Below are 13,651 nucleotides of genomic sequence, written 5' to 3' on the forward strand. Positions count from 1 at the left end.
CTCGTGAAGCTTCACTCGGTGGGTTTACAGCGTATGGAGCTGATGGGCTAACTTCTGATAAATAACTTTCTGGTTAAATTCAGTTTCTACTTTCGCACGCGCCTGGGTCAGCATAGGCTTCAGCTCGCTTTCGCCCACGTCTGCAAAGGCCTGCAGCCGGTCGGCAAGCGCAGCGGCATCGTATTCCGGCACCAGCCAGCCTGAACGGCCGGCATCGATAAGCTCGGGAATGCCGCTGTGAACGGTCGATACCACCGGGATCCCCACCGCCATCGCCTCCATGAGCGCTACCGGAATGCCTTCCATATCGCCATCTTCGCCCGTCACGGACGGCAGCAAAAACAGATCGGCTTCGTCGAGCATCGCTTTCACTTCATGGTTCGGCTTAAAGCCCGGCATAAACACCACGTCGTCTAACTGATGCTGTTCGATAAGCGTGCGCAGGCGGGTTTCCCAGGGGCCGATGCCAAGTATGTTGTAACGAAAATCCACGCCGCGCTCTTTGAGCAGGCGGCAGGCTTCAATGGCCACGTGCAGCCCTTTTTTCTCGGTCAGACGCGCCACGGAAATTATCTCAAGCGTGCCGGCGGGCGCCTTGATGGGGCGCAGCGAGAAGCGGTCCATATCGACGCCCATGCGTGAAACGGCAATTTTCGCCGGCGGGCAGCCCATTTTTTCCAGCCGCCCGGCCCACAGGTTGCTTATCGGCAGCATCAGGTCGCCGCGCGCAAACAGCTTTTGATATTCAGGCGTGTAGTGCGCCAGCGCCTCGCGTCCTGAAATATCGATACCGTGGAAGACGGTAGCGATTTTTCCCTGCAGCAGGCCCAGCTCGCGCAGCTTGGCGGCAGTTACGCCTGCCGGACCAAAGTGGGCGATAAACACATCCGCCCGCAGCGTCCGCGAGTTGCGCCCGCAAATGGATGACAGAATTAAATTCCGGGCCTCCTCGCCATAGCGCGAAGCGTTCAGCGCGCGCCAGGTACGGGGACGAAGCGCGCCGCGCAGCGTATTCAAAGCGCGGGATTGCAGCTTAGCCGCCTTCCCTTCCGGCTCGTCCATCAGCCACGTCGTTTTTTCAGCAAGGTTGTATTCGTTGAACGCGGCATGAGTATTGGTCAAATCACCCTTTTGCATCGCGACGATTTCAACCTCATAGCCCATCTCGATAAAGGCCACGATCTGGTTGAGCACGAAGGTTTCAGAGGCGACGGGGAACCTGAGCAGGAAGAAGCCGACCTTCATTTGGCCTCCTTTACGCGGGTCAGAACAGACTCGACCATGCGCAGGCCGGTTTCACGCTCGGCGCTCACCGCCTGAACAAGGCGCTCGTTGATTGCCGGCAGCTGGCCCAGCACGTCCGCCACAACGCCCTGCAGGGAGCCGTCAAGAAGCTGGCGGATATCGATAGCCATCTCCGGCATGCCCAGCTGCTGCATGATGCCCGCGGATTTGTGTTCGTAGTTGATGGCGATGGCCGGGGTGCCGAAGTTCATCGAAATGATGGCGGAGTGCAGGCGCGTGCCAACGGTCAGCTCGCATTCGCCGAGGATTTTGCCCATCTCCAGATCGTTGAGCTCGTCCATCACCACGTGATACTGGTCGGGATTATTTACGTACTGGCGCAGGTTCAGCGCCACCATGCGGTCATCTTTGTTGTAGCTGTCGATTCCCGTACAGGTTGAAAGCGCCAGCACCTGATAGCCCTGCTCGATCACCCGATTGACCACGGCGGCAAACGCCTGCTCGTAGGCTTGCTGCGTGGTGCCAAGGCGCTTATCGAAAGGCGCAAGCTCGCGCAACGTGATGGCGACGGTTTTCCTGCGCCTGATGGTGTCCAGCCAGTGCCGCACCGCGTAGCTCGGCACAAAGCTTTCTTGGTGATGATCCACCAGCCAGGCGGTATCCACGCCCTGCTCAACCTTGCTGGTATCAATATTGCTTTGCTTCATCAGATCGAGGCTTACGGACTCGCGCAGGATCAGCGATTTGGCGTTGCCGAACGCGTAGCTCGCCATTTGGTTAAACTGCGGATCCTGGAATGGACCAACGCTGTGGCCAATCATGTACACCGGCTTTTTCGCCATAAAGCTGCACAGCGCGTGCTCGAACTGTGAAACGCCGTATAAATCGACGAAGAACGAGCCGCCGACCTGAATAATTGCGTCATATTTTTGCAGCGATTTCACAAAATCGATAAAGCCCTGCGGGACGGAGATATTGCGCAGGCGGCCGCTGTCGGTGGCCTTAGCCATTAAAACCTGGTGCTGATATTTACGGCGCAGCACTTTTTTAACGCGCCCCATCAGCCCCACGGCGTTGTTATGCTGCTTCATCTGCTTGTACAGGCCGTCGCCCAGCACCGGGCGGCCCAGCAGCCAGGCGGAACTCACCGGGTAGCGGCTCATCACGTCGACCTGCACGCTTTCATCAATGGTGGTAATGGCATCAATCAGGCCGCGCAAAATGGCGCTGTCACCGCGGTTGCCGCAGGTGTGGTTGCCAAGAATCAATAATTTCATATACCTCAGACCTCTTTTTAAAGGGGGTTCTTAGCTTGCGCGAAGCAGCGCTTTTAAACGTTCGTGACGGATAAACTGGCGTTTCATCTCCACCACCAGCGCATTGCGGGAAAGCGACAGCATGACGATAAAGGCGAGCGCGCCCGCGGCAATTTGTACGCCGAGCAGTGCGGCCAGGGGTAAATGCCCCTTCAGCGCCACGCCTAAAGCGGCGCTGATGACAAGCGTTGGAATGGAAAGATAAAACGGCAGCCAGATGCTGGCGATGTACTCCCGATAGCTCGATCCCAGCACCGGCTTAATCATGATGAAATAGCTCAGCACCGTATTCACCACCTGGACGAACAGGAAGCCCAGGGTTACGCCGAGCGCGCCGCCGAGATGTCCGCCGACGATAATCGCCGGAATAAACAGGCAGGTTTTAAAGACGTTGAATTTGAAGCTGATATCCACGCGCGCTTTCGCCATCAGCAGGGAACCAATAGGGTTGCCGATGGAGCGCAGCAGGCCGACGACGCACAACAGCTGCAGGACGGGCGTAATGAACGTCCACTTCTCGCCAAACACCAGCGGCACGAAGTTATTCGACACCACCAGCAGGCCGAGCAGCGCCGGGAAGTTGATGATGCCGACAATCGACAGCAGCTTGTAGAAGTTCACGCGCAGCCTGGCGGTGTCGTCCTGGATTTTGGCAAAGGCCGGGAACAGCACGCGGGTAATAATAGGGTTGAGCTTCATCGGCGGCACTACCGCCACGTTGTACGCAAGGTTATATCCCCCCGCCACGCCCGCGCCGAGAATGCGCGCCAGCACCAGGGTGGAAAGGTTGGTGTTCACGTAGTTGATGATGCTGTCGGCGGTCAGCCACGCGCCGAATTTGAGGTTAGCCCCCACGGATTTGAGCGAAAAGTGCAAGCCCGGCCGGTAAATCCTGCGGCCGAAAAAGCTAAACAGCGAGGTGCGCACCAGGGTATTGACCAGATAACCGACGATGGCGGTCATGGCGAACGGGTAGTACATCGCAGCGCTGACCGTCACCGTAAAGCCCGCCAGCACGGAAACCGTTTCGATAGAGCCGATTTTTGAAAACTCCAGCTCCTTTTGCATCAGGGCGCGGAACTGCTGGCCGTGGGGAATAATGATAAAGGCAAAGGAAAGCGTTTTAATCAGCGGCGACAGGGCTGGCGTATGCAGCACGCCGGCAATAAAGTCGCTTAGCAAAAACACCACCGCAAATACCGTTAAACCCAGGCCGACGTTCAGCCAGTAAAGGGTCGTCAGCTCAAGATGGCTTATCTCCTTGCGCTGAATAATAGAATTGGCGATACCAAAATCCGACAGCGTATCCGCCAGCGCGATGATCACCAGCGATACGGTCAACAGGCCCAAACTCGGTATTGTCGACAATGCGCGCCAGCACGGTCATCTGCACCAGCCCGAGGCCGATGATGATGATCGTAGCGATAGCAGACCACTTGGCGCCGCTGATGGTTTTTTCTCTCAGGCTCATGAGCGTCTCATTCAATAGGCGGCTTTGTTAACAAAGCCTTTGAAAATGGTCAGGAAGACGATTTTGATATCGAACCACAGGCTCCATTCGCGGATGTATTCGAGGTCAAACTCAACGCGCTTTTCCATTTTCTCAAGCGTGTCCGTTTCGCCGCGCCAGCCGTTGATCTGCGCCCAGCCGGTAATGCCCGGCTTCACCTTGTGGCGCAGCATGTAGCCTTCAATCAGCGAACGATACTGCTCGTTGTGGGCGACGGCGTGCGGCCGCGGACCTACGATCGACATCCCGCCCAGCAGCACGTTGATAAACTGAGGCAGCTCGTCAAGAGAGGTGCGGCGCAGGAAGTTACCGACCGGCGTAATTCGCTTGTCCCCTTTCGTGGCCTGCACCACCACCGCGTCGTTCTCCATCACCTTCATCGAGCGGAATTTCCACACCTTAATCGGCTTGCCGTCCATTCCGTAACGGGTCTGGCGGAAGATAACCGGCCCGGGAGAGGTGGCTTTTACCGCTACGCTGATGCACAGCAGCACCGGAGAAATCAGCAGCAGAATCATCGAAGCGAGCACGATATCTTCAAGGCGTTTTAGCACCCGGTTGATGCCGCTTAGCGGCGTATCAAACAGCGGAACAACCGGCACGCCGTTCACCTCTTCGGTGCGGGCGTTGAGAATATTAAAGGTGAAGACGTCAGGAATAAGCAGCACCGAACAGGTGGTATCCGTCAGCTCGCGCACCAGGTTTTTAATGCGGCCTTCTTCACTCATCGCCATCGCGATATAGACGTTATCGATGCGGCCGGAACGCGCCTCTTCAACAAGATCCGCGAAGCTGCCCGCGTAGTCACCGAGATCGGTGGCGGGCTGCATATCGTCATAAACCCCTTTCACCTCAAAACCTAACCAGGGTTCGTTACGGAAACTGTTGGCGAGCGTACGGCCTACCGGCAGGGAGCCGGCGATAGCAATGCGGCGGGTGTTATAACCCATATTGCGCAGCCAGCCCGCGCCGAAGCGGATAAGTGAGCGGCAGACGACCATGCCGAAGCTGGTCAGGACATACCAGGCGAAGTACACCCAAAAAGAGCCGTCGAAATCAGGATTAAAGGCTAGCAGACCGGCGCTAAAAATCAGGCTCAGGGTCCAGTTTTGCAGCAGCAGCAGCAGCTCACTGGAAATTTTCACGCCGCGCCAGGAGCGATAGAAATCGGTAATGCCGCCAATCATCTGGAATACAACGAGGGTAAGCAGAGCCATCAGCAGATGCATGTACAAAAACGGCAACGCGTTGACCTTACACACCACCCATAACCCGACAAACATAATGGCTATGTCTGAGAAACGTTGCACCATGGAGATTAACGATGCGTTCGTTTTTGGCAGCTCGCGCTTTTTTAGATTTGTCATCGTTTTACCTTTATCAAAAGGGTGACGGATCCCCTCTTCCCTGACCTTGCAGGGCGGAGCCCCTCCGCCGCGCCTTTAAGCAGCTTTGCGGTGGTGGAGGGGGCTGCGTTTGCTAACCGGCAAACGCCCGGAGAGCCCGTACCCGCAAATTACTGATTCAACAGCGCCATAATTTCCTGCGTTCGGGCCTGCATCAGACTTTCGTTGCTGCGCGACTCCACGTTCAGACGCACCACCGGCTCGGTGTTGGAGGAGCGAAGGTTAAAGCGCCAGTCGCCGAATGCCATGCTCACGCCGTCGGTGTTGTCGATTTCCTCCGCGTGCGGCGCGAAATGCTGGTGCACGCGCTCGATAGCCACCTTCGGATCCGCCAGCTTGCTGTTGATTTCGCCGCTTGCCGGCCACGCCGCCATGCGATCGCGTACCAGTTCGCCAAGCGTTTTGCCCTTCAGACACAGCAGCTCGGTCACCAGCAGCCACGGGATCATCCCGCTGTCGCAGTAGGCAAAGTCGCGGAAATAGTGGTGGGCGCTCATCTCGCCGCCGTAGATGGCGTCTTCTTCGCGCATGCGCTCCTTGATAAACGCATGCCCGGTCTTCGACATTACCGGCGTGCCGCCCGCGCGCTCGACGATATCCACCGTGTTCCAGGACAGGCGCGGATCGTGAATGATTTTCGCGCCCGGCTGTTTTTCGAGGAACGCCGCCGCCAGCAGACCGACGATGTAGTAGCCCTCGATAAACTGCCCTTTCTCATCGAACAGGAAGCAGCGGTCGAAATCGCCGTCAAAGGCGATGCCCATATCCGCGCCGTGCTCAATCACCGCGTTGCGGGTATCGTCGCGGCACTCCGGCAGCAGCGGATTAGGGATGCCGTTCGGGAAATTGCCGTCCGGAGTGTTGTGCACCTTGATAAAGGTCAGCGGCACGTTTTGCGCCTTCAGGCGCGCTTCGATGGCGTCAACAATCGGGCCCGCCGCGCCGTTGCCGGAGTTAATCACCAGCTTCAGCGGCTTGATGTTGCTAAGGTCGATATAGGAGAACAGATGGTCGATATAGGCTTCCACCACGGAAATCTGCTTATAGCCGCCGCGCCTGGCCGCATCGACCGGCGGGAAGTCGTTGGCTTCCGCCAGGCGCTGCACGTCGCGCAGGCCGGTGTCGCCGCTGATGGGACGCGCGCCCTGGCGCACCAGCTTCATGCCGTTATAGTCCATCGGGTTATGGCTGGCGGTCACTTCAATGCCGCCGTCCACGTCCAGATGCCAGGTGGCGAAATAGATCTCTTCGGTGCCGGACAGGCCGATATCCAGCACGTCCACGCCCGCGTCCTGCAGGCCGCGCGCCAGCGCCAGCTTCAGGCTTTCACTGGTCAGACGCACGTCGCCGCCCAGCACAATGGTTTTCGGCTTCAGGTATTCGCCGTAGGCGCGGCCAATGCGCCACGCGATGTCTTCGTTCAGCTCTTCGCCCAGCCTGCCGCGAATATCGTAGGCTTTAAAACAGGTCAATTTTTGCATCGTTTTCGCTCCTTCGGGCAACAGTTACCCAACCCGCAGGGTCGGCTGCGGGGAATGATGAATGTTTACGCGTTAAATGCGCCCGTAACGGTCTTTAAAACGGACGATGTCGTCTTCTTCGAGGTAGGTGCCGGAACGCACTTCAATCAGGTCGAGCGGAATTTTGCCGGGGTTTTCCAGGCAGTGCGTCACGCCCAGCGGAATGTAGATGGACTCGTTTTCGCCCAGCAGCTTTATCTCATCGCCAAGGGTGACTTTGGCGGTGCCCGCCACCACAATCCAGTGCTCGGCGCGATGGTGGTGCATCTGCAGGGAGAGGCCTTCGCCCGGCTTGACGGTGATGCGTTTCACCTGGTAACGGTCGCCGGAATCGATGGAGTCGTATTTGCCCCACGGGCGGTAGACTTCGCGATGCTTATGATGCTCGTGGCGGCCGTCATGTTTAATCTGCTCAACGACCTTCTTCACGCTCTGCACGTGGTCGCGGTCGGCAATCAGCACCGCGTCTTTGGTCTGCACCACGATCAAATCTTTCACCCCGACCGTGGTCACCAGGCCCGATTCAGCGTAGATATAGCTGTTTTCGGTTTCATGGCTGATGACGTCGCCGTGGTGCACGTTGCCTTCTGAACTCTTGGCGCTGATTTCCCACAGGGAGGACCAGGAGCCTACGTCGCTCCAGCCCGCGTCCATCGGCACCACCACCGCGTCGGCGGTTTTTTCCATCACCGCGTAGTCGATGGATTCGTCCGGGCAGGCCAGGAAGGCCGCTTCATCCACGCGTACAAAATCCAGATCCGGGTCGACGTTCGCCATGGCGTTTTCACAGGCGGCCAGAATATCCGGACGGAATTTTTTCAGCTCTTCGAGGTAACGTCCGGCGCGGAACAGGAACATACCGCTGTTCCAGTAGTACTCCCCGCTGGCAACATAGCCCTGGGCGGTTTCAAGGTCCGGCTTTTCGACGAACTGCGCCACGCTGAAGGCCACCGCATCCACGCCCGCCGCTTCCGTTTGCCCACGGCGAATGTAGCCATAGCCCGTCTCAGGCTGGTCCGGCACGATGCCGAAGGTCACCAGCTTGCCCGCTTCGGCGTACGGCAGCGCATTACGCACCGCGTCGCGGAAGGCCTCTTCATTCTGAATCACGTGGTCCGCGGCGAGGATCAGCATCAGCGGATCGTTATCCGGCTGGTTGCGCGTTGCTGCCAGCGCGGCGAGAGCGATAGCCGGCGCGGTGTTGCGTCCGGCAGGCTCCAGCACGATATTTTCCGTCAGCTTATTGAGCTGGCGAAGCTGTTCAGCAACGATAAAACGGTGTTCTTCGTTGCAAATCACCACCGGGCTTTCGCACTGCACGCCGTTTAAACGGCAGATGGTGGTTTGCAACATCGTCAGGTCCCCTTTCAGGCAGAGGAACTGTTTCGGGTAAAGCACGCGGGACAGGGGCCATAAACGGCTGCCGTTCCCCCCGGCCATGATGACTGGATAAAGCTGCGAATGACTCATGATTTAACCCCGACATCTTGTGGAGATATAGCTGCAATAAATTGGCTCAGCACGTTCTCTTTTTCGAGCGTGCGTTCGGCATACTCACGTGCCACCGTGTTGTGCGCGGGCAATTGCAGACAGCGTTCAATGCCGGCCGCCAGCGCGTCGGCGGATTCCGGCTCCACGCACACGGCGATGCCGGAATACAGCTCGCAAAGCTGGCCAAGCTCGGTTTCCGGCTCGGCGGTAATCACCGCGTTGCCGCCGACGGCAAGAATATTGGTCAGCTTGGAAGGCAGTACCGCGTCCGCGGCGCCGCGGCGCTGGATAACCAGATGACAGTCCGCAAGCCTTAATAGCGCAGGCAGCGCGTCGTAAGGCTGCAGCGGATGGAACACCACGTTATGCAGGCCGCGCTCCGCTACCAGTTTTTCAAGGCGTGTTTTTCCGCCGCCCTGGCCGACAATCACAAACAGGTACGGCTGGTTCGCAAAGCGCGCGGCGACGTCAATAACCGTCTCCAGGCCCTGTTTTTCACCGATGTTGCCGGAATACAGAACGATCTTCCGGTCTGCGGGCAGCTGCAGGCTTTCACGTAAGGCCTGCACGTCCTGCGCGGAAACATCGCGAAAACGCTCCACTTCCGACCAGTTCGGAAAGAAGACTACGCGTTTCGCATCAACGCCCTTCTCGATTGCCTTGTTCATCATCGAGCGCGAAATCGTCGACACGTTGTCGACGTTATGCAGGCAGCTTTGCTCGAAGCGCTGGGCAAGCTTCGCGACTTTACCCTTGCCGCCGCCCGCCATGCCCAGACCGAGCATCGCGTCCACTTCGTAATCCTGAATATGCAGCAGCGTGCGCGCCCCGCTCAGCTTTGCAAGCAGGCGCATGCCCGGCACGCAAAACAGAGTCGGCACCACGCCGATAATGCGATCCGGCTTCCAGCGACGTTGCGCCAGCAGCGGGAAGAATGAGCTCACCGCAAAGCTGCCTAAGTGAAGCAGGCGCTTTAAGGTGGAAGGCTGTTTCGGCACGTACAGCGGGCAGCGCCAGACGGTCGCGGCGCCCTGCTCTTTTTTATAAGTCCACGCCGAGTAATCCGCATGCACTTTCCAGACCGGATAGTAAGGAGGCGCGGTGATAACGCGCACCTCATGGCCCTGGCTGGTCATCCACTCCACCATTTCACCGGTGTATTTACCGATACCGGTCAGCTCCGGTGAGTAGTTAATGCCGTAGACCAGAATTTTCATAAACCGGGTACCTTGCCTTTGCCTTGTCTGATGAAATAGGCGCGGCTGTTGTCGTGCACATCATCGCGCTTAAGTAACGCTTCCGGCGTCAGCCAGCAGTAGTCTTTATGCTGCTCGACAGGCAGCTTCAGCTGTTTGTCGTCCACCCGCAGGCGGAAGCCGAGCACGATGTAGTGGGTGGAAAAATCCTGCCCGGAGAAATTGTCGTCATAAAAGTGCTGCCACACGCCGTAAAACTCGCCGTCCTCCAGCGTGAAGCGCTGGCCCAACTCCGCCTCGGTTAAACGGACGAAAGCGTCGGCCAGGGTTTCATCTTTCTGCACCCGTCCGCCCGGCACGAACCAAAAGCCCTGGGCAGGGCGATTGGTGCGCAACCCCAGCAGGTATTCACCCGCCAGGTTTTCCACAACGAGATCGATGGAGATTAGCGGCGTAGCACGAACTACGGTGGCGAAATCTTCCTGACTCAGAAACATGCTTACCCCCGGAACCGGGACTGGTTTTCGAGGAACCACTGATAGGTGCTGGCAAGGCCAGGCTCCAGGGCAATCTCGTGATACCAGCCAAGGCGACGCAGGCGCGTCACATCCAGCAGCTTGCGCGGCGTGCCGTCCGGTTTGGTGGCGTCGAACACCACGCGGCCACGGTAGCCCGTCACCTTCGCGATGGTCTGCGCCAGCTCGCGGATGGTGCAGTCCACGCCGGTGCCGACGTTGATGTGCGAAAGCATAGGTTCGGTGTTTTCCGCCCACACTTCCGGATCCAGCTCCATTACGTGAATGCTGGCTGCCGCCATGTCGTCCACGTGCAGGAACTCGCGCATCGGCGTGCCGCTGCCCCACACCACCACGTCCGGCGTGTTCTGCTCGGTAGCCTCATGGAAGCGACGCAGCAGGGCCGGAATGACGTGAGAATTGCTCGGGTGGAAGTTATCGTTCGGCCCGTACAGATTCGTCGGCATCACCGAGCGATAGTCGCGGCCAAACTGGCGATTGTAGGACTCGCACAGCTTGATGCCGGCGATTTTGGCAATCGCATAGGGCTCGTTGGTGGCTTCAAGCGTGCCCTGCAGCAGCTCGCTTTCCGCAATCGGCTGCCTGGCCATTTTCGGATAAATGCATGATGAGCCGAGGAACAGCAGCTTATTCACGTTGTGCGTGTGCGCGGCGTGAATGATGTTGCTTTCAATCATCATGTTTTCATAGATGAAGTCCGCCGGATAAGTATTATTGGCGACAATACCGCCCACTTTTGCCGCGGCCAGGTACACCTGGTCGATGCGCGCCCCGGCAAAGAAGGCGCTCACCGCGGCGGCATCCAGCAGGTTCAGCTCGTCACGACCGCGCAGCACGAGTTCGACGTCATCACGTTGCTCAAGCTGGCGCACGATGGCCGATCCGACCATCCCGCGGTGGCCGGCAACAAAGATACGTTTTTTATTCATGCTCAGGACTCCAGCGCGATGGCGACCTCGTAGCCGTGGGATTTCAGCAGGGAGTGTTTCTTCGCTGCTTCCAGGTCCTTAGCCACCATCTCGCCAACCATTTCCTGCAGCGTGATTTCTGGTTTCCAGCCCAGTTTTTCGTGTGCTTTGGTCGGGTCGCCCAGCAGGGTTTCCACTTCCGCAGGACGGAAGTAGCGCGGGTCGACGGAGACGATAACGTCGCCTGGCTTCACGCCCGGCGCGTCGTGTCCGGTCACGGAAACCACGATGCCTTTTTCATCCACGCCGGTGCCTTCAAAGCGCAGTTTGATGCCCAGCTGGGCCGCGGCCATTTCCACGAACTGACGCACGGAATACTGCACGCCGGTGGCGATGACGAAGTCTTCCGGGTTTTCCTGCTGCAGCATCATCCACTGCATTTTCACGTAGTCTTTGGCATGGCCCCAGTCGCGCAGGGAGTCCATGTTGCCCAGATACAGGCACTTCTCCAGGCCCTGGGCGATGTTGGCGATCGCACGGGTGATTTTGCGGGTCACGAAGGTTTCGCCGCGGCGCGGGGATTCGTGGTTGAACAGAATGCCGTTACAGGCGTACATGCCGTAGGATTCACGGTAGTTAACGGTTATCCAGTAAGCGTACAGTTTCGCGACGGCATATGGCGAGCGCGGGTAGAAAGGCGTGGTCTCTTTCTGCGGGATCTCCTGCACCAGGCCGTAAAGCTCGGAAGTGGAGGCCTGATAGAAACGCGTTTTCTTCTCAAGGCCGAGGAAGCGGATAGCTTCCAGCAGGCGCAGCGTGCCCATCGCATCCACATCGGCGGTGTACTCAGGAGATTCGAAAGAAACCGCAACGTGGCTCATCGCGCCCAGGTTGTACACTTCGTCCGGCTGCACTTCGGAAAGAATACGGGTCAGGTTGGAGCTGTCCGTCAGATCGCCGTAGTGCAGATGGAATTTCGGGTTGCTGGTATGCGGATCCTGGTAGATATGGTCAACGCGTTCGGTGTTGAAAGAGGAGGCGCGGCGCTTGATGCCATGCACTTCGTAACCTTTTTCCAGCAGCAGTTCCGCCAGATAGGAGCCGTCTTGTCCGGTTACACCCGTGATGAGAGCTACTTTAGTCATAATAATTCCTATGATTGAAGATGAAATTAAGCGCCTTTTGCTAAATAAAGGCCCTACGCTCGATCGCGTATTTTTACTGCTGGGTTACCCCGGCAAACGGCATTCGCCGGTAATGATTTATAAACGCTGCTACGCGCGCCGACGACGGTGCCATCGCCAATTGAAACGCCCGGTGAAACAAAAACATCCGTCGCCAGCCAGCATTTTTCACCAATCGTAATGGGCGTGGAGGTAATATCGAAATGCCTGCTCATATAGTCGTGGCTGCCGGTGCACAAATAACACTTTTGTGACACCACCGAATTTGCGCCGATGGTGATATCGCCCAGGGTATATAAAACTGCGTCGTCCCCGACCCATGCGTAATCGCCAAGCGTTAATTTCCACGGGTAGGTAATTTTCACCGACGGTCGAATCACCACGCCCTTACCGATTTTTGCGCCAAACAGGCGTAATAAAAAGGCGCGCCAGCGGTATAACACCTGCGGTGACCAGGCAAACAGCGTCGCCTGCACGGCCCACCATAACTGAACCTTAATACCGTTGCCGCCGCGAAAACCTTTTGGCACGGAAAAGCCGCTTAATTCCTGCATACTATTTCCTTATGGCAATTACGCTTTGTTGTAGAGCGCTTTTGCTTTACCGGTTGTGCGCAGGCGAAGCTTAAAAGACAGTTCGGCAATAAAACCGGGGACGCCTAATATTTTGCGCTGAACGTTTTTGGCATCGCGGCACAATTCAATATTATTGGAGGTGGAAACGCCGCCCATTGAAAATTCAGAAACCATGCCCTTGACGCGTTTAAACGCGTAGCCGCTTTTGTACATTTTGGCCGCAAGCGCATAATCAGAAGAGACTTTATATTGCAGATCGTAAGGATGTTTACGCAGTCCGGCCAGCGGGAAAAATATCGCCTGATGGCTGGCCGGCAGGCTATGGTAAATATAGCAACCCGGTTTTGCCCGACGCTCAATTTTCGTGCCGTCGCCGAAATCTAACAGCGCGTCGCCGATAACCATGGCGTTATCTACGGCAGGCATAGCGGCGAGCTGACGCACCACCTGGGCGATGTCCTGGTGGAAAATATCCCCGGAGTTAAGAAACAAAGCATAGCGGCCCTGCGCCATATCTATGCCTTTGTTCATCGCGTCGTAAATGCCGTTATCTTTTTCGCTAACAAAGCGTAAGTTGTACTGCCCATTGAGGTTTTCAAGAAACTCCGCGGTACCGTCCTGAGAGTTTCCGTCAACCACAATCCATTCAAAGGTGATGTCAGAAGCCTGCGCCAGATGCGCCAGCGAGCGCCAGGTTTTTTCTACTCCGGCTAAATTTTTCCAGGCAACGGTAATAACGCTTAATAACATGATTGTGGGCCTCG

At 57.3% G+C, this 13,651-nt stretch carries 11 protein-coding genes and 1 pseudogene; all 12 read right to left on the minus strand.

Features of this window, described 5'->3' with window-relative positions; translation table 11 throughout:
- Positions 1 to 24 precede the first annotated feature (24 nt).
- Positions 25 to 1,245 carry a colanic acid biosynthesis glycosyltransferase WcaL gene (gene wcaL / locus WLO32_RS13435; RefSeq protein WP_435945572.1) on the minus strand — a complete coding sequence of 407 codons (1,221 nt, stop codon included), beginning with the start codon at positions 1,243 to 1,245 and terminating at the stop codon, positions 25 to 27.
- Positions 1,242 to 2,522 (minus strand): colanic acid biosynthesis pyruvyl transferase WcaK, encoded by a 1,281-nt coding sequence (wcaK, locus tag WLO32_RS13440; RefSeq protein WP_435945573.1) that lies wholly within the window; start codon positions 2,520 to 2,522, stop codon positions 1,242 to 1,244. Before wcaK ends, wcaL begins: the two co-directional genes overlap by 4 nt.
- 30 nt (positions 2,523 to 2,552) lie before the next feature.
- Positions 2,553 to 4,032 (minus strand): annotated as a pseudogene (locus WLO32_RS13445) (MOP flippase family protein).
- 11 nt (positions 4,033 to 4,043) lie between these two features.
- On the minus strand, positions 4,044 to 5,438 hold the full coding sequence (wcaJ, locus tag WLO32_RS13450; protein WP_435945574.1) for an undecaprenyl-phosphate glucose phosphotransferase: 1,395 nt from the start codon (positions 5,436 to 5,438) through the stop codon (positions 4,044 to 4,046).
- A 149-nt stretch (positions 5,439 to 5,587) separates the two neighbouring features.
- Positions 5,588 to 6,958 (minus strand): phosphomannomutase CpsG, encoded by a 1,371-nt coding sequence (cpsG, locus tag WLO32_RS13455; RefSeq protein WP_435945575.1) that lies wholly within the window; start codon positions 6,956 to 6,958, stop codon positions 5,588 to 5,590.
- Between the two features lie 72 nt (positions 6,959 to 7,030).
- Positions 7,031 to 8,467, minus strand: a complete 1,437-nt coding sequence (cpsB, locus tag WLO32_RS13460) for a mannose-1-phosphate guanyltransferase (protein ID WP_435945576.1) — start codon at positions 8,465 to 8,467, stop codon at positions 7,031 to 7,033.
- Positions 8,464 to 9,705: a colanic acid biosynthesis fucosyltransferase WcaI gene (gene wcaI / locus WLO32_RS13465; protein ID WP_435945577.1), complete on the minus strand. Its 1,242-nt coding sequence runs from the start codon at positions 9,703 to 9,705 to the stop codon at positions 8,464 to 8,466. The genes cpsB and wcaI overlap by 4 nt, the downstream gene beginning before the upstream one ends.
- Positions 9,702 to 10,181, minus strand: coding sequence for a GDP-mannose mannosyl hydrolase (locus tag WLO32_RS13470; protein WP_435945578.1), 480 nt, complete (start codon positions 10,179 to 10,181; stop codon positions 9,702 to 9,704). Before WLO32_RS13470 ends, wcaI begins: the two co-directional genes overlap by 4 nt.
- A 2-nt stretch (positions 10,182 to 10,183) precedes the next feature.
- The gene (fcl, locus tag WLO32_RS13475; protein WP_435945579.1) at positions 10,184 to 11,149 is read right to left on the minus strand and encodes a GDP-L-fucose synthase; all 966 of its coding nucleotides are present in this window, start codon (positions 11,147 to 11,149) and stop codon (positions 10,184 to 10,186) included.
- 2 nt (positions 11,150 to 11,151) lie between these two features.
- On the minus strand, positions 11,152 to 12,273 hold the full coding sequence (gene gmd / locus WLO32_RS13480; protein ID WP_121265761.1) for a GDP-mannose 4,6-dehydratase: 1,122 nt from the start codon (positions 12,271 to 12,273) through the stop codon (positions 11,152 to 11,154).
- A 53-nt stretch (positions 12,274 to 12,326) separates the two neighbouring features.
- Positions 12,327 to 12,866: a colanic acid biosynthesis acetyltransferase WcaF gene (gene wcaF, locus WLO32_RS13485; RefSeq protein ID WP_435945580.1), complete on the minus strand. Its 540-nt coding sequence runs from the start codon at positions 12,864 to 12,866 to the stop codon at positions 12,327 to 12,329.
- Between the two features lie 18 nt (positions 12,867 to 12,884).
- Complete coding sequence (gene wcaE, locus WLO32_RS13490; protein WP_435945581.1) at positions 12,885 to 13,637, minus strand: colanic acid biosynthesis glycosyltransferase WcaE; 753 nt, start codon at positions 13,635 to 13,637, stop codon at positions 12,885 to 12,887.
- Positions 13,638 to 13,651 lie beyond the last annotated feature (14 nt).

Source organism: Dryocola mayonis (assembly GCF_051307045.1).
In the GTDB taxonomy this organism is placed as follows: Bacteria; Pseudomonadota; Gammaproteobacteria; order Enterobacterales; family Enterobacteriaceae; genus Dryocola.